At 48.3% G+C, this 16854-nt stretch carries 16 protein-coding genes and 8 tRNA genes; all 24 read right to left on the reverse strand.

From position 1 onward, the window contains the following. Nucleotides 1–19 precede the first annotated feature (19 nt). Nucleotides 20–220 (reverse strand): 50S ribosomal protein L35, encoded by a 201-nt coding sequence (gene rpmI / locus B8987_RS00175; RefSeq protein WP_020374545.1) that lies wholly within the window; start codon nt 218–220, stop codon nt 20–22. A 4-nt stretch (nt 221–224) separates the two neighbouring features. Further along, entirely contained in the window at nt 225–737 is a 513-nt protein-coding gene (gene infC, locus B8987_RS00180; RefSeq protein ID WP_053960602.1) for a translation initiation factor IF-3, read from the reverse strand. A gap of 186 nt (nt 738–923) precedes the next feature. Continuing rightward, nucleotides 924–2822, reverse strand: a complete 1899-nt coding sequence (gene thrS, locus B8987_RS00185) for a threonine--tRNA ligase (protein ID WP_084660618.1) — start codon at nt 2820–2822, stop codon at nt 924–926. A gap of 238 nt (nt 2823–3060) precedes the next feature. Then, complete coding sequence (gene ytxC / locus B8987_RS00190) at nt 3061–3882, reverse strand: sporulation protein YtxC (protein ID WP_176213119.1); 822 nt, start codon at nt 3880–3882, stop codon at nt 3061–3063. 614 nt (nt 3883–4496) lie between these two features. Continuing rightward, nucleotides 4497–4574 (reverse strand) — tRNA-Val (locus B8987_RS00195). A gap of 8 nt (nt 4575–4582) precedes the next feature. Next, nucleotides 4583–4657 (reverse strand) — tRNA-Cys (locus B8987_RS00200). A gap of 19 nt (nt 4658–4676) precedes the next feature. After that, nucleotides 4677–4751 (reverse strand) — tRNA-Gly (locus B8987_RS00205). Between the two features lie 44 nt (nt 4752–4795). Continuing rightward, nucleotides 4796–5656 carry a 3-hydroxyacyl-CoA dehydrogenase family protein gene (locus tag B8987_RS00210; RefSeq protein ID WP_084660620.1) on the reverse strand — a complete coding sequence of 287 codons (861 nt, stop codon included), beginning with the start codon at nt 5654–5656 and terminating at the stop codon, nt 4796–4798. 11 nt (nt 5657–5667) lie between these two features. Beyond that, on the reverse strand, nt 5668–6447 hold the full coding sequence (locus B8987_RS00215; RefSeq protein ID WP_028962378.1) for an enoyl-ACP reductase FabI: 780 nt from the start codon (nt 6445–6447) through the stop codon (nt 5668–5670). A gap of 79 nt (nt 6448–6526) precedes the next feature. After that, complete coding sequence (locus B8987_RS00220; protein WP_084660621.1) at nt 6527–7507, reverse strand: 2-hydroxyacid dehydrogenase; 981 nt, start codon at nt 7505–7507, stop codon at nt 6527–6529. Between the two features lie 17 nt (nt 7508–7524). Next, nucleotides 7525–8280 (reverse strand): 3D domain-containing protein, encoded by a 756-nt coding sequence (locus B8987_RS00225; RefSeq protein WP_242940602.1) that lies wholly within the window; start codon nt 8278–8280, stop codon nt 7525–7527. An 84-nt stretch (nt 8281–8364) separates the two neighbouring features. Further along, nucleotides 8365–8440, reverse strand: a tRNA-Phe gene (locus B8987_RS00230). A gap of 6 nt (nt 8441–8446) precedes the next feature. Next, nucleotides 8447–8524 (reverse strand) — tRNA-Asp (locus tag B8987_RS00235). A gap of 78 nt (nt 8525–8602) precedes the next feature. Then, nucleotides 8603–8678 (reverse strand) — tRNA-Phe (locus B8987_RS00240). Between the two features lie 6 nt (nt 8679–8684). After that, nucleotides 8685–8762, reverse strand: a tRNA-Asp gene (locus tag B8987_RS00245). 9 nt (nt 8763–8771) lie between these two features. After that, nucleotides 8772–8846 (reverse strand) — tRNA-Val (locus B8987_RS00250). A 92-nt stretch (nt 8847–8938) separates the two neighbouring features. After that, complete coding sequence (locus tag B8987_RS00255; RefSeq protein WP_084660623.1) at nt 8939–9967, reverse strand: hypothetical protein; 1029 nt, start codon at nt 9965–9967, stop codon at nt 8939–8941. A gap of 128 nt (nt 9968–10095) precedes the next feature. After that, entirely contained in the window at nt 10096–11073 is a 978-nt protein-coding gene (locus tag B8987_RS00260; protein ID WP_084660624.1) for an electron transfer flavoprotein subunit alpha/FixB family protein, read from the reverse strand. 14 nt (nt 11074–11087) lie between these two features. Continuing rightward, nucleotides 11088–11855: an electron transfer flavoprotein subunit beta/FixA family protein gene (locus tag B8987_RS00265; protein WP_084660625.1), complete on the reverse strand. Its 768-nt coding sequence runs from the start codon at nt 11853–11855 to the stop codon at nt 11088–11090. A gap of 43 nt (nt 11856–11898) precedes the next feature. Then, nucleotides 11899–13287, reverse strand: coding sequence for an L-seryl-tRNA(Sec) selenium transferase (gene selA / locus B8987_RS00270; protein ID WP_084660626.1), 1389 nt, complete (start codon nt 13285–13287; stop codon nt 11899–11901). Nucleotides 13288–13343: 56 nt separating this feature from the next. After that, nucleotides 13344–13547 (reverse strand): hypothetical protein, encoded by a 204-nt coding sequence (locus tag B8987_RS00275; protein ID WP_037912481.1) that lies wholly within the window; start codon nt 13545–13547, stop codon nt 13344–13346. An 80-nt stretch (nt 13548–13627) separates the two neighbouring features. Continuing rightward, a complete protein-coding gene (hemB, locus tag B8987_RS00280) occupies nt 13628–14602 on the reverse strand; it encodes a porphobilinogen synthase (RefSeq protein WP_084660627.1) in 975 nt (324 codons plus the stop codon). 7 nt (nt 14603–14609) lie between these two features. After that, complete coding sequence (locus B8987_RS00285; RefSeq protein WP_084660628.1) at nt 14610–15941, reverse strand: uroporphyrinogen-III synthase; 1332 nt, start codon at nt 15939–15941, stop codon at nt 14610–14612. A gap of 15 nt (nt 15942–15956) precedes the next feature. Beyond that, the gene (gene hemC / locus B8987_RS00290; RefSeq protein WP_084660629.1) at nt 15957–16853 is read right to left on the reverse strand and encodes a hydroxymethylbilane synthase; all 897 of its coding nucleotides are present in this window, start codon (nt 16851–16853) and stop codon (nt 15957–15959) included. Nucleotide 16854 lies beyond the last annotated feature (1 nt).

The following is a 16854-nucleotide window of genomic DNA, read 5'->3' on the forward strand; positions in this document are numbered from 1 at the left end:
TTAATGATGTTCTAACCCATTAGCGTCCGTTGGGCAAAAGACGTTTGGCCCGGTGATAGTCGGCATGCGACAACAAAACATCTTGACGGAGTCGACGACGGCGGGTCGGCGACTTGTGTTCTAATAAGTGACTCTTACCCGCATGGTAACGCGCAACTTTTCCGTTACCAGTCACCTTGAGACGCTTTGCCGCCCCTCGATGTGTTTTCATTTTTGGCATAACACTACACTCCTTTTTTAGGCGCTAATATCATGATCATGCTTCGGCCTTCAACCCGAGGCGGTCTTTCGATAACCCCAACATCCTTGACGAGATCAGCTAACTTAGCCAATGTTTCTTGTCCTAATCCGGCATGAACAATTTCCCGGCCTCGAAACATCATCGTGCACTTAACTTTATCTCCGTCCTCCAAAAATCGATGAGCACTTCTGACTTTGACTTCAAAGTCATGTTCTTCAATGTTAGGACGAATTTTCAGTTCCTTGACACTGACGACTTTTTGTTTCTTTCGCGATTCGCGTTCTTTTTTGGCCTGCTCATATTTATATTTCCCATAATCCATGAGCCGGCAAACGGGAGGACGAGCCGTGGGAGATACTTCAACGAGATCGAGATGACGCTCCTGGGCTAAGGCAAGCGCTTCTCGAAGGGAAACAACTCCAAGTTGTTCTCCTTCTTCACCAACAAGGCGCACATCACGCGCCCGGATCTCATTGTTAATCCTGAGATCTTTGATAGCCTTGATCCCTCCTTTATTTTCCTGCCAATATTATCCAAACAAAAAGGGCGGGGAAACCCGCCCAAGAACAGAAACCCCTTGCATCAACCCTTTTGGTTCGTACCGGAGGGTGAGAAGCCTTTGCTTCTGCTTTGTTCGGTATACAACATCTTTATTGTAACGTCCCGCAAATATGACGTCAACTTATCCTAAAGGCATTTGCGCTTGTTCGACTAACTCATCGATATATTCTGGCCACGGTTTAGCACCGATGTCGCCTTCTTCCCGGGTTCGTACCGAAACCGTGTGATTCTCTAAATCTCTTCCTCCGACAATTAACATGCGAGGAATCTTCCGTAACTGAGCTTCGCGAATCTTATAATTCATTTTTTGGTTACGGGCATCCACTTCCACTCTGAGACCTTGTCTCTTAAGCTTTTGCGCAATTTCCTGCGCGTAGTTCAACTGTTGGTCAGTTATGGGAATCACTACGACTTGCACCGGAGCTAACCACAACGGAAATGCACCGCCATAATGTTCCACCAAAATCCCCACAAAACGTTCAACAGAACCCATGATTGCACGATGAATCATTACTGGACGCTTTTCGCTACCATCTTGATCCACATAGGTTAAATCAAACTTTTCGGGAAGTTGAAAGTCAAGCTGCACCGTAGCCAATTGCCAGTGACGACCCAAGGAATCAATGGCCGAAATGTCCAGTTTGGGTCCATAAAATGCCCCATCACCCGGATTGATTTGATATTTAATTCCGCGCTCATGTAAGACGGCTTCTAAATCCTTCTCGGCTTTGTTCCATAATTCCAACGATCCCATGTAATCATCAGGACGAGTAGAAAAGACGACTTCATACGGTAATCCAAACGCCCGAAAGACAATGTCGACCAAATCCAGGACGCCAAACATTTCTTGATTAATTTGATCCTCACGAACAAATAAGTGGGCATCATCTTGGTGAAATCCCCGAACCCGAAGAAGCCCATGTAACGTCCCAGACCGTTCAAATCGCGATAACGGACCATATTCCGCATAACGAATGGGTAAATCCCGGTAAGAACGTATACTCTCTTTGAACAACAAGGCATGTCCTGGGCAATTCATCGGCTTAGCACCCAAAAGCTCGTCCTCGCGCTCCATTAAAAACATATTGTCCCGGTAGTGGTCCCAGTGACCCGACCGTTGCCAGAGCCCTACCCGGTAAATCCAGGGGGTTGACACTTCTTCATAGCCACGCTCCGATTGCAGACGCCGGGAAAATTCTTCAAGGGTCCGGTACAATTGAAATCCTTTGGGATGCCAAAAGGCGAAGCCAGGTGCCTCTTCTCGAAAGCTGAACAAATCGAGTTGGGGACCTAGTCTTCGGTGATCGCGTTGCTTTACTTCCTCTAGCCGCTCCATGTACTGTTGCAGAGCAGCTTGGCTAGGAAACGACGTCCCATATATCCTGGTCATCATAGGATTATTTTCGTTACCTCGCCAATAGGCACCGGATACATTGGTTAACTTGATGGCTTGAATCAATCCCGTACTGGGCAAATGGGGACCAGAACACAAGTCAATAAACTCTCCTTGGCGGTACGCCGAAATCGTCGTCCCCTCCGGGATTCGCTGGATAATCTCGAGTTTGAAATCCTCGTGCCGATCCTTGAATAAGGCCAAAGCTTCCTCACGAGATAGTTCGACACGCTCAATATCTAAGTTTTCCTGCACAATGGTGCGCATCATTTCTTCAATGCGCTGCAAGTCGTCCTCTTTTAATGGGTTTGGCAGCCAAATGTCATAATAGAAACCGTCGTCCAGTGCCGGGCCAGTTCCTAGTTTCGCCTCTGGCCATAATCTCTTGACGGCCTGCGCTAATAGATGCGCACTGGAATGGCGAAACACCCGTTGACCACTGCTATCCTCAAATGTTAGCCATTGCAATTGTCCACCATGTGGCAAGGGCCGTTTGAGATCGACCACATCTCCATCGATCCACGCTGCTAATGCATTCTCAGGTATTTCTTCGCGAAAATCCAAAGGTCTTACGCCCGGCTCTTTGACGAGCACTTCACCATGGATTTCGACCGTTAAATCATTCATGGGTTCACGCATCCTTTCTAAAAAAAATACCGTCTCCCAAATTGGGGACGGAAAATATCTTCCGCGGTTCCACCGCCATTGGCAATTCACATTGCCCAACTTTATGCGAGATATCGGTCGCACCGCTAACTTTTTGCTTTCGTTAGTCACTCCGAGTTGGTTAAATCTCCGCGTTACTCTGAGGTCTTTCAGCCCATGAACCTCATTCTCTGTAGAGAATACGGAAATTATCGTCTCTTCATCGCGATTGCTTATAGAGTACTTTTACCTTATAAGAATCTGCAGGACCTGTCAATTCTACCCTGTGGGATTCGCCAGGAAGTTCCGAAATACACCGCACACGGCCAGGAAACACGTCGCGAATGGTATGGTCTAAATCGTGGGGAAAATTCCCATGCAACACAATTTGACCCGGGGCCAAAAGCACAAGAGCACTCAGCAAAAGTTCGTCGGCTAAGTCCTGGTCTAAAGGTAGCCCGTCTTGTAACTGTTCGATGAGACCTGTTGCAACGCTCCGACCGCGTTCATCGGTAATTCGCAGGTCAGGGTATGTTACATGGACCACTGCGCGAATAGACATTTGACGTTCACTAAACTGACGCAAAAACCGAATGTACTCCCGATGTTCGCGTTCTAAAAAATAGTCATCCACTGCTTCACCCAGCACGGCCAGCATCTCATCGCGAATTGCCGGCAACAAAAAGTCCTGAATCCCTTCGATAATCACGGTTTGATGTTCGGCCACAAAGAGCATGATGGAAATGGCCATAAGATCGACCCGGCGGCGTTGACTTGTATTTTCTCGGTTATCCAAAATTTGCAAAGCGCGTCCTAATACCCATAATCTTTCTTCAGATGACAAGTAATCAAACTGTTGACGCAGCAGACGGCGCATCCACAGTTCCCGATTCGCTTCGATAAACTCTGCAATAGCCCGAGCCAACGGATACAGCCATTCCGTAATCTGGTTTTCCGGCACGTCATACAAAACCCAGTACATCCCCTGTTCATGCCAAGACTGCCATGAGACCGAAAAATCATGGAGAGGAAGTTTAGGCATGCAGATGAAACTCCCGACAACCCACCGCATATATCCCATCCAATCTGATTGTGCAATATTTGCTGTTAGTATATTCCAGTTTTCACGAGCCTATTCATTATTAGAACCTTATGTGAAAATCATTGCCGGGTTTCAATATCCCACGTTACAGACACTATTCATTGGCCTTCAGTCATTATGTACTGCTTCTTGATTACCGAACCCACCGTAATCATCCTCAAAACTCGCAATGGCAAGCGATACTTTTCTGTTATTGGTTAGAAATTTGGAAATCTACATTTCCTAATCGATTCGGCGATTATCGCGTGATGTCTTTTCCATAAGTAAGAAGTAGAGCACTGGAAGAATGTTAAGACCTCATCGCCGCAAAATGGCACAATTCGTGCGTAGTCTTCAAAATGTCCGGGAAAAGCGAAACGCGTTTTCAGCAGAATTTGAACGTCCGATGAGATCATCTGGAATCAAAATCATGATGTTGCAGTGCATAACGGTTTTTGAGCACATAGAGTCAAAGGAAGTGGCATCGTTTTAATTCAAGGTTTTCTGGTTGGAAACGCAATTCTCCGCGAAAGCATTTGACAGCGCAAAATAAAAAAAGCCTTACAATATAGAAATGGTGGGCGGTACAGGACTCGAACCTGTGAACCTCTCGCATGTCAAGCGAGCGCTCTAACCAACTGAGCTAACCACCCACTACAACTGGAGGCGACGCCCGGATTCGAACCGGGGCATCGGGGTTTTGCAGACCCCTGCCTTACCACTTGGCTACGTCGCCTTATTTCTAAGGCGGCAGATGGAGCGGAAGACGGGATTCGAACCCGCGACCCTTGCCTTGGCAAGGCAATGCTCTACCACTGAGCTACTTCCGCATCACGCTCTGCTATTGTAACAAGACTTTCGTCAGTTTGCAAGCCTATTTCCGGGAATAATGATAAAAACCTCGTCCGCTTTTTTTGCCCAAATGTCCGGCACGCACCAATCGCCGCAAAACTTGTGGGGCGGCAAATCGGTCGTCATGAAACTCGTTATACAGGTAATCCATGACCTCCAGATCGACATCCAATCCGGTAAAGTCCGCCAATGTTAACGGTCCCATCGGATGATTTAGGCCCAACTTGACGGCTTTATCAATGTCTTCCTTACTGGCCACGCCTTCTTCCAATATTCTCATAGCTTCAATGAACAATGGCATCAAAATACGGTTGACCACAAATCCTGGTGTGTCTTTTTGCACAACGATGGTTTCTTTGCCCATTTGTTGCGCCAAAAGCTGTGCCTGTTCAATCGTCGTCTCGAGAGTATCTTCTCCCCGCACAATTTCCACCAATTTCATAATCGGAGCTGGATTAAAGAAATGCATTCCCACGACGGTTTCAGGCCGTGTACAGACACTGGCTAATTCCGTGATCGAAAACGAAGATGTGTTACTGGCCAATACCGTGCTGGGTCGAACAATACGACTCAAATGCTCAAATACCGTCTTTTTGACGGCCATAACTTCGACCACCGCTTCAATGACGAAATCAGCCTGCACAAAATCATCCAGAGAACTTTCGATGATATGGCTCATCATCTCATCAATATGCGCTGTTTCCACTTGTCCGCGCTCCGCGGCACGCATCAAGCGTTCCCGGATTTTCGACAGCGCCCTGTTTATCGCACCTTCTTGACTGTCATATAACAGCACACGGATACCATGCATGGCGGCCAATTGCGCGATTCCCGAGCCCATCGTGCCAGCGCCAACCACTCCCAGTGTTTTGATTGGTTCCATAGGTTATCCCCCTAAAAACCCATAATATGAAATCCGCTATCAACAAAAAGAATGTGACCGGTAATGTGCTTGGCCCAATCAGAAGCAAGAAATACGGCCGCATTCCCGACATCATCCGTAGAAATATTTTCGGGAATAGGAGCTCGTTCTTCCGTGTTGTGTAAAGCCTGAGAAATGCCTTTAACGCCCGATGCTGCCAAGGTTTTAACCGGTCCCGCAGAAATCGCATTAACGCGAATATGTTCTTTACCCAGATCAAATGCTAAGTAGCGAACGGATGACTCTAAGGCCGCTTTGGCCACCCCCATCACATTGTAATTGGGCATAACCCGGATCGAACCCTGATAGGTCATGGCAATAATGCTGCCTCCCTGTGCTTTTTGCATAGATGGATAGACCGCACGTGTTAACTCAGTTAAAGAATAGGCACTCACCATTTGAGCTAACATATATCCTTCACGCTTCGTATCTAAAAATCGACCTTCTAAATCTTGACGGTCAGCATAGGCAATGGAGTGAACCAAAATATGAACCCCCTGCGGAGCCAAGTGTTGCAATTGCTTTCCAAATTCCGTCATGAGTTCATCATTGGTCACATCTAATAATAATGATTGGACGGGGGCATCAATTTCGGGTAGCAATTTATCTAAATTTTCTTTTAATCGTTCGTTTTGATAGGTGACAATTAGTTGTGCCCCTTCGCGTACAAAGGCCCGGGCAATCCCCCACGCAATACTTCGTTTATTCGCAATTCCGGTTACGACGGCAACCTTTCCATCCAGTAAACCCACTGTCTCTCCTACCTTTCGCGTTATCCCAATCACTGTCCGTATATTAGGATATGCCGAATTTTTCCACCATCATATCGTATCAGGTCTTGTCCGACCAGAGCTTAGGCAGCAACAAGTCCGGTGGCTTTTGTCCATTCAGATACGCCAAAATATTATGCCATGCCCGCTGCGCCATCGCTAGACGAGTTTCTACCGTTGCCGAGCCGACATGAGGCAAAAGAGTCACATTGGGCAATGCACGCAGGGGCGAATCACGCGGTAAAGGTTCGGTTTCAAATACATCCAGTCCAGCTCCTGCCAATTTCCCTGTGCGTAATGCCTCGACTAACGCCTGTTCATCGATGACCGCCCCGCGTGACGTATTGATCAAAATCGCTGTAGGCTTGATGCGTGATAATGATTCACGATTAATCAGATGGAAAGTTTGAGGAGTTAAGGGGACATGTAGAGACAGAATATCAGAGGACTCCAATAATTGTTCCCACGATACTTGCTGCACATTTTCGGGCAAATCTTTTAAAGCTCGCCGAGTGAAGATAATCACGCGCATGCCAAAAGCCAGTGCCCGCCTAACGACTGATCGGGCAATACGCCCGAAACCCGCAATTCCTAATGTTTTCCCATACAATTCCAATCCCAAAAACCCGTCGGGTTCCCACCCGGTCCAGTGATGTTGACGTAAGGCGTCTTCTGCACTCCTAAGGCGTCTTAATACCAAAAGCATGAGCGCCATGGTTAATTCGGCGGTGGATTCCGTCAACACATCTGGGGTATTAGTTGCCAAAACCTGTGATTTTTCTAATGCATCCAGATCAAAGTTATCAAATCCTACGGCCATATTGCTAACGATTTTAAGATGCGGCGCATGCTCCAACAATTCAGTGTCCACACGTTCGGTTAACATGGTAATCATCAGATCAGCGTCTTCGGCCCATGCCAGAAATTGCTCCCGGGAAATAATCCCTGATTCATTCCAAACCTTCAATGTTAAATCGGGGCGTCGCGCAATAATCTCTTGAATAACACGCGGATCCACCCGCCCTGTAATGACTAATTGCACGGCAAATACCTCCCTTATTATCCATGATAATTGGGAGGGCGACTTGTTAACACATAAACTTTATGAAATTGAATGCCATACTCTGCAATTTTTTGAGCTGACTCGGGAAAGAAAATATCAATGTGATCCCCAAAAATGGCGGAACCGGTGTCCACTGCACGGGCAGGCCCAAAGCCGTCAATATAGAGATACGTTCCCAAAGGAATCACCTGGGGATCAACTGCAACGTCTCCTTGATGAAGAGGCAACCCATCCCACGCAGCAACTGCACCCCAAGGGCCATTCATCGAAAACTGACCGTTATATGCGGTAGTCAGCGCTGTAAACACGCGGTCATAAGAATATTTGACACCATTAATCGTAATAACATGAACAGGCGCCGTTCCTAGGGCAACAATTTGCGGAATGGGAGGAAAAATTACTTTATTAGTCCCATTGACCCAAAAATCTGTTCCCATCCGACCCGGTTGTATAACTAATCTTTGGCCTTGTGGTAAATTGCTATCGGCAATTGTTTTCGTCGGAAAAGGCACAGAACCGAAATGCGGTTTCTCCTGAGCAAAACCTCCGCTCACCCATGGCCACTGGGGTAATACATTGGCAGGAGGGGATTCATGACTCTTGGCATGCCCATGCCAACTATGCCCCCACAACGCGAATGCCAATACCACGCCCATAAGAGCCATGGTCCACCGCACCTTATTCATTCGCGTTCCCCCGCTTTCTAGACGGATCACTGTTGACTCTAGTGTTTCCGGGAACAACGTGGTCATACAATCAACGCCCCGGCAATATTTCGTTAGTATTCACACGGGAGACATAAAAAAATCCCGCACAATGCGGGTGTTCAAAAGATCTGGTGCCGCAGGGCGGAATCGAACCGCCGACACGAGGATTTTCAGTCCTCTGCTCTACCGACTGAGCTACCGCGGCGAATTATGGCGGAGGCGACGGGATTCGAACCCGCGATCTCATGCGTGACAGGCATGCGTGTTGGGCCAGCTACACCACGCCTCCGTTTAGTCCTAACCAACGGCGTAATTATCCTCGAATTCCCCAGACTTGTCAACGGGGAAAACCTTTCAGACAAAAAAATGGTGCCGCAGGGCGGAATCGAACCGCCGACACGAGGATTTTCAGTCCTCTGCTCTACCGACTGAGCTACCGCGGCGAATCATGGCGGAGGCGACGGGATTCGAACCCGCGATCTCATGCGTGACAGGCATGCGTGTTGGGCCAGCTACACCACGCCTCCGCGTGCAAATGGTGGGCGGAACAGGTTTCGAACCTGTGACCCCCTGCGTGTAAGGCAGGTGCTCTACCGCTGAGCTATCCGCCCGCTCCACAAGATGCGTTGTTTATTATACTCGCTTTCTCCATCTTCCGCAACGGATTACACGCAAATTCCCCATATTTATTGCCTCCGCCTGTTCAATGATTGATCCACCAGGCATAAGTGCCACGATGAGGACCTTCAGGGACCGTAATGAGAATCCAATGGTCGCCCATAAATCCCAGTAGATGATATTCACTCACATCGGTAAACGGCATGTGTACGTCAAGAGTGTAGTGGTGACCATATAGTAACAAATGCCATGTGCCCTGCAAATTTTGGGCCAAGGTCGCCGCCATCGTTCCATTTTTTGAAAATCTAGGCACCCCCACCCACTTGAGTTGCTTGGGTAATGTATACGCATTCCATTTCCCATTGCTCCAAAAAATTGCCTGAGTGGCCGTATGACCCAATGCTGAGGCATATTGCCGGGAAACCCGGACTTGTTCCATTGGCGGAATGGACACGAGTCCATGTCCTTGTTGAAGAATGTGTCCATTTTTTAATGCGGCGATAACTGTTTGATTGCGAAGAATTCCGTAATTAGCAATTTGCTGCTGTCCTCCACGAAGAATGAGCGCCGGATAGGTTTGATTCGCGTGGGTCCACACATAAATCCCCCATCCTTCTGGACCTTGAGCTAAGACGGCAGCGCTTTGCGCATCCTGGGCCCACACAACTTTTTTCACGTAACTGAGCGTCGTCCCCACGGATTGCATACCGGAAAGAGGAGGTTGGGAATAATAGAGTCGATGATCACCTGAATCAATCCACAGGGTACCAGTGGCATTAGGAGCCGGATAGATGGCCCCACCAATTCCGACTAACGGGACGCCCTGTGCCGTTAATGCCATACGCCAAATTCCGGCCCCCGACGGTTCTGGAACTTCAACCCAATTGAGTCCACTTGCACGGCTTGTAATACTAATTCCATTAGACTGCAACTGAAACGATGAAGAGGGTGTAACCAAATAATAATCACCATTGCGGGAGACCAATCCACCCGGTTCGGAACTGACTGCAAGCCAACTTGTTGTTTGAACCTGATGCGCCTCGGGAATTTTAGCGACATAAAGTTGAATCACCAAAAAGGCGAACAGCAAAAAGAGAGAAACGGGACGTTTCATAGGGATATGCCTCCTTACCACACTTATCCATATCCCTATGCTCGTCCCGAACAATTATGATGGTGATGATTCACGACCTACAAAAACTTCCGCCCCTGTAAAATTCCCATGATGCGCGGAAATCTACATTAATTTTTGGCCTTTAATGATCGAATTTCTTCGGTTAAACGCGGCACGACCTGAAATAAGTCGCCGACAATGCCATAATTAGCGACTTTGAAAATAGGAGCTTCCGGATCATTATTTATGGCCACAATATATTTCGACCCCGATATCCCCGCTAAGTGCTGGATCGCTCCTGAAATACCAATAGCAAAATAAACGGTAGGGCTCACCACTTTACCGGTTTGACCAATATGGTAAGAGTGAGGGACCCATCCATCGTCAGCGACGGGTCTAGACGACCCCACTGCCGCTCCCAATACCTCGGCTAATTGATCCAATAATTTGAAGTTTTCTGCCGCCTTAATTCCTCGTCCTCCTGAGACAATAATGTCGGCCTCGGTGAGTTCTTGGACGCCGCTTTGGACCTCCCTACGTTCCGTAACGACAGCTTTAAAAGAATCCTCAGAAATTACAGGCGCAATGTCGAGAACGACCGGTGTCGTAGGGGAAGGCACTGCCGCATTGATATTGGGACGAATGGAGAACATCTGAATCGGAGTGTCAATCTGTACCTCGGCCAAAACCTTGCCTGCATACATGGGACGCGTTGCAATGACCCGATTTTCCTCATTTGTGCGAAGAGACAAGCAATCCGTAGCCAACCCGGCATTGAGCAATTCAGCCAGTCGTGGGGATAAATCTTTTCCCCAGGCCGATGCCGGAAACAAGATAACCGCCGGATCAAGTTCGGGAACAACCGAAGCAATCGCGTCGGCAAAGCCGTCTGAACTATACCGCGTAAAGGGGTCTTGTTCCCAGAACAAGACCTGGTCCGCTCCATATTCGCCCAACATGTTCAAGGTTTTAGAGGCGTCGGTCCCAAAAGTTAAAGCCGTTACAGAACCTAAAGCGAGATTACGAGCCACAGTCAAGATTTCTAACACGACATGACGGACTTGTCCTTGGTTTTGATCAAAAATTACGAGTACACCCGAAGACATTGTGCCCCCTCCTTTCAAATAACCTTAGCCTGGTCATGTAATAGTTGAACCAATTTTTTGGCAGTTTCCTCAGGATCGCCGGTTAAAATCGTAGGAGCCGGCCTTTCAGGCGGTGGGATCAGGTTCATGACGCGGATCCGTGGGGTGTCATCAACTCCTAAAGACCCGAGCGGAATGCGTTTAACCTCTTTCTTCTTAGCCTTCATAATGTTGGGTAAGGTTGGATAACGCGGTTCATTTAATCCGCGCTGAGCCGTCACTATCGCAGGGAAAGGCAGTTCCACAATTTCCGTGGCTCCTTCTAATTCGCGTTCGGCCCGTAATCGTTTTTGCGACTCGTCAACATCCAAGTGAATCACGACCGTCACCTGGGGTAATCCCAAGCGCGCCGCTAACATGGGGCCGACTTGGGCCGCATCATCATCGACAGCTTGTTTACCCATCAGAATCAAATCAAACCCTTCATCGTGGGCAACTTTGGCTAATGCGTGAGCCACTTGCGATGGATCTAAGGTTTCTTCACTTTCGACAACCACGGCCCGATCCGCTCCCATGGCCAGAGCCTGGCGAACAGCCTCGTCCACCCGCTTCGGTCCGAGTGTGACAATAACCGTTTCGCCACCCATCTTTTCCCGAATTCGCAAGGCTTCTTCAATGGCAAATTCATCGTAAGGATTGATGACCCACTTAATTCCGTCTTCAACAATGCCGTGACCATCTCCGCGTATCTGAATTTTAGTCGCGGTATCAGGGACCTGTTTTACCATTACTAAGACTTTCATCCCTATTCCCTCCCTTTTGTCTATCCATGCGCGAAAGTCTTAATCATTCTTGAACTCTATTCAGGGCCATCACTATAGTAGCAAGCAACTGAGATTCTTGACTAGGGAAAATTGTGCGCAAATCAAAAATTAGCGATCCGTGACTAATCCGAGCAATAACAGGAGGATCGGCTTCGCGTAGGTATCGTTCTAAAAGCGCTGTATCCTTAGAATGGGATGGAGTGAGGCTCACCACATAGGTAGGAATGCGAGTTCCCGGCATCGATCCTCCTCCTATTTGGGAGAAGTCTTGTTGAATATCAATAGACATTGGCCCAACAACCTGTTGTCTTAAAGATTCACTAAATAATCGTGCCCGCTGATAAATATCCTCCGCTGTTTGATTCATCATTTGCCACAAAGGTAACAAATGAGCGCGGCCTTCTAAATACCACCGGATAGTATGTTCTAGAGCGGTTAATGTCATTTTATCTACGCGAATAGCCCGGGCCAAAGGATATTTTTTGAGCTGATCAATAATCTCTGTCTTCCCAACAATGATTCCGGCTTGTGGGCCACCCAATAATTTATCCCCACTAAAGGTGACAATGTCGACCCCAGCCTGAACAATCTCTTTGACGCTAGGCTCGGAAACATTATCGATTTGTAATGGGTTAATTACACCACTTCCCAAATCCTCCATCACAGGGATGCCGTATCGTCGCCCCAAATCCACTAATTCGCGCGTACTGAGCCCCTTAGTGAAGCCAATGACCCGGAAATTTGATTGATGGACTTTGAGTAACAGACCGGTATTTTCATTAATCGCAGCCACATAATCACGGGCATGGGTTTTGTTTGTCGCGCCAACCTCATGTAATAGCGCGCCAGAGAGAGCCATGACCTCAGGAATCCGGAAAGATCCCCCGATCTCGACCAGCTCTCCCCGCGACACGACGACTTCTTTCCCGCGAGCTATTGCTGACAAGGCGATCAATACGGCGGCCGCATTATTGTTAACCACCATCGCGGCTTCAGACCCTACTAATTCCGCTAGAGCTTGCGCGACATGATCGTGGCGTGATCCTCTTCGGCCGTGACTCAAATCATATTCGAGTGTCGAATAGCCCATTGCCACCGTTTTTACCGCTTCCATAATTTCGTCAGGCAACGGCGAGCGTCCTAAATTGGTATGAATCATAACGCCCGTGGCATTTAACACGGGGCGAAGACTTGGTCTAGATAATTTTCGCGCTTCTTGAATTATCTCGTCGCAAATCACCGTTAGAGGCGGGGGAGTTTGTCCGTGACGGGCCTTGTCCCGCCAACGGTTGAGGACATCATCAATCGCCCTGTCAACCCAATAAGAAGGAACTGGTAAGGGTTCAGGAAGAGCACGCCAGATCTTCTGGACCGCCGGTAACTTTCGTCGGAGATCAGACTCTTCTTTCACGACACACGCTCCTAAATAATAGCCACGCGAATAATACGCGTGGCTATTAAACATCATTAATGTAATGATTGTAAAGGGGGTGAAGGAGGATTGTCCTTCTCCGCTTTACGATTGTTTACACGTGGAGTAACGAGCCCGAGAGATGAATCAATGACGACATACCCGTTTTCTTGGAAAATATCATCAGCGTTCATGTCATAAAGAAACACGGCTTCATTGCGTATCCGTTGCGGTTTTGCATCTGATATCACCGTTTTCAATACGAATCCCTCCTTTTACGCTCTTTCCACCTGGGAAATCTCTTCCCAAAAATATTGTACCCTGCTCGATATGTTTTCGCCTATTTCTGCTGCATCCAGTGAGCAAACAGCGGAGCAAAGTAGGTAATAATCATGTCGGCGCCAGCTCGCTTAATACTTAATAACGATTCTTCCACAACCCGTCGTTCATCTAGCCATCCCAGCTGAGATGCCGCTTTAATCATGGCATACTCGCCCGAGACCTGGTATGCCGCAACAGGAATTTGCACCGAGTTTTTCACATCGGATAATACATCTAGATACGGCATTGCCGGTTTCACAATCACCATATCAGCGCCTTCTTGAATGTCCAGTAACACTTCTTTCAAGGCTTCCAGGCGATTGGCGGGATCCATTTGGTAAGCCCGGCGATCGCCAAACGATGGGGTATTTTCTGCTGCCTCGCGAAACGGTCCATAAAATCCTGAGGCGTACTTGGCCGCGTAAGACATAATCGGAATATCTTGGAATCCTGCTTGATCAAGTGCGTGACGAATGGCGGCTACCCTACCATCCATCATATCGGATGGTGCAACAATACTCGCACCCGCTCGGGCCTGAACCACAGCTGTCTTGGCTAAAATGTCAATGGTCATATCATTATCAACATCATTGCCCCGTAAAATTCCACAATGGCCGTGATCGGTATATTCACACAAGCATAAATCTGCTATTAATACCGCTTCGGGAAGGCGTTTTTTCACCGTTTGTAAAGCCACTTGGACAATACCTTCCGGACTATAGGCTTCAGAACCTTCTGCATCTTTGTGAGCAGGAATACCAAAGAAAAGAAAGGACCGGATGCCTTGTTCATAGATCTCTTCTAAATGATCCGTCAACAAGTCCACCGACCACTGGTAAATACCGGGCATCGAAGACACCGGTAGTTTCATACCGGTGCCTGGGCGTACGAACACCGGATATATTAATTGATCCAGCCGAATATGTGTCTCCCTTACCAAAGCACGTAATGTTTCATTTTTTCTTAATCGACGAGGACGTTCTATGGGAAACATCTCTCAATCACTCCTTCATAAAATAATCAATCACTTCGTCAATCATCGCATCCAGTGATGACCGAATAGGTTCCCGTGTCACGGGAATCCCGTAATGCGTGAGCGTGCGGCTCGTCAGGCGACCAATACTAATGGCGGGAATCTTACGCAAAATATCTTGTAAGTGAGGATGTTGATTCACTAAATGATCGACCGAGGATGATGCAGTATAAAAGATCGCATCAATCTTATGGCGTTCTAATAACTCGACAACGCTCGGCGAAAGCGGTACCGCAACATTTTGATAACATTGTAGCGGGCTCACAAGGGCTCCTTGTTGGGCTAAATAGTCCTGGAGATAAGTGCGATTGAGATTCCCTTGCGGCAATAAGATATTCGCTCCCAACAGCGAATAGGGCGAAAATGCTCTGGCCAAGCCTTCTTGGCTATACTCGTTTTCTGGCATCAAAACAGGGTACAATCCATAATCTTTCACCAGGGCTTCAGTTTGGGGACCAACTACCGCGATATGCGCGCGGAGCCGACGAATATCCATATTGAGCCGCTTCAATGACTGAAAAAATCGGGTCACAGCCTCTTGACTGGTAAATATGACCCAATCGTAGCGTTCAATATGGCTCAAAGTCTGATCGACAATGGTCCACGAAGGAGGATCGACAATTTGACTGACAGGAGCCACATAGACATTCGCTCCGAGTTCTTGAAGGCGGCTGCTAGCCTTTCTAGCCGTGGCTCCACCGTGTAGAAGCAGGAAAGTTCGCCCGTAAAGCGGCTGATTCGATAGCCATAGGTGCGGTTGAGGCAAATCCGTGGAAATTTTCAAAACCGGCGAGGACTCTTCCATCATGTCGCCGCCATGAGTCCAGTGTCCCCTCGGCCCAAACGTCCACGTCTCTCGAGGAACGAAAGGATGTTCACCTCCCCTAAGCCGTAGCCGGACCGCGTCATGATATTCCGCCTCAAAAGGGGAGGCCACACAAAAACCATTCATATCCAGCATCACTGTCATATTCCATAGGCCCGGCACAATCGTACCCATGACCCGCCGTTCTTGAGCCCACTGCACCCATGTCGCCATCTGGACATGATGGGCCGGGGATTGTGCCACCAAAACCGCTATCTGATCCTCTTGCGCTGCCCAAAACTTCATCCGCGCTAACACATCGGATGCCGCGACATATTCTTTTTCCACTGCCCACGGCCACAACAAGTAAGGAGGCCATGCATTTTCAACAATTAATGCGTGCTGCACCCGTTCAAGAATATCCCAAGCTTCCTTGGTCAGCCACTCAACCCGTGTGGAAGGTCCCGTCCCAATAAAGTAAATGCGTGACGCCATGACGCAATTCTCACCTCACAAAAGCTGTAATGCCCCGGCACTGATCAGTTCTTGAGCCAATCGCTTCCCCAGTTCTTCCGCATGGGCTCCAGGACCAGCGACATCCCGCACAATAACCCGGCTCCCGGTTAAATCAGCCACTTTGCCACGGATAGTGATGGTTTTTTCATCGGTCCATGTTGCATAGGCTCCAAAAGGAACCTGACAACCTCCCCCTAATTCCGCTAACACGGCCCGGGTGGCCTTTGATGTGATTTCGGCCTGAGAATCATTAAACCGGGCTAAAATTGCACGGAGGTCCTTATTGTCATCACGTACCTGAACCGCCAACACCCCTTGTCCAGGACTTGGCACACAAATCCATGGGTCCAAATAACTGGAGATTAACTCCTGCCAGTGCAAGCGGTGAACACCGGCTGCTGCGAGAACTAATCCATCCCATCCCTGTTCCTTCCACTTTCGGACCCGAGTTTGCAAATTTCCCCGGACAGGAACAATGTCCAAGTCGGGGCGAAGTGCCTTCAAAAAGGCGGTCCGGCGAAGACTCGACGTGCCGATCCGCGCTCCCTGCGGCAATGAATTCCAAGAAACTCCGGGCTTAGCAATGAGAACATCTCGGGGATCTTCAGGCAGGACATAAGCACCAATCATGAGATGGGAAGACAGGGTTGTAGGCAGGTCTTTGAGAGAGTGAACAGCGACATCAATCAAACCATCCAGAAGCGCTTTTTCCAGTTCCGTGGTAAATAAACCTTTGTCGCCAATGGCATCCAGGGCACGGTCGAGAATTTTGTCTCCTTTGGTTTCAAACAATACCAGTTCATTGTCTATTCCGGCGCTTGTTAAAAGATTACTCACCGCTTGGGCCTGAGCCTGAGCAAGTTGACTAGACCGTGTTCCAATTTTTAGCACT

Source organism: Sulfobacillus thermosulfidooxidans DSM 9293, assembly GCF_900176145.1.
GTDB classification, from domain to species: Bacteria; Bacillota; Sulfobacillia; order Sulfobacillales; family Sulfobacillaceae; genus Sulfobacillus; species Sulfobacillus thermosulfidooxidans.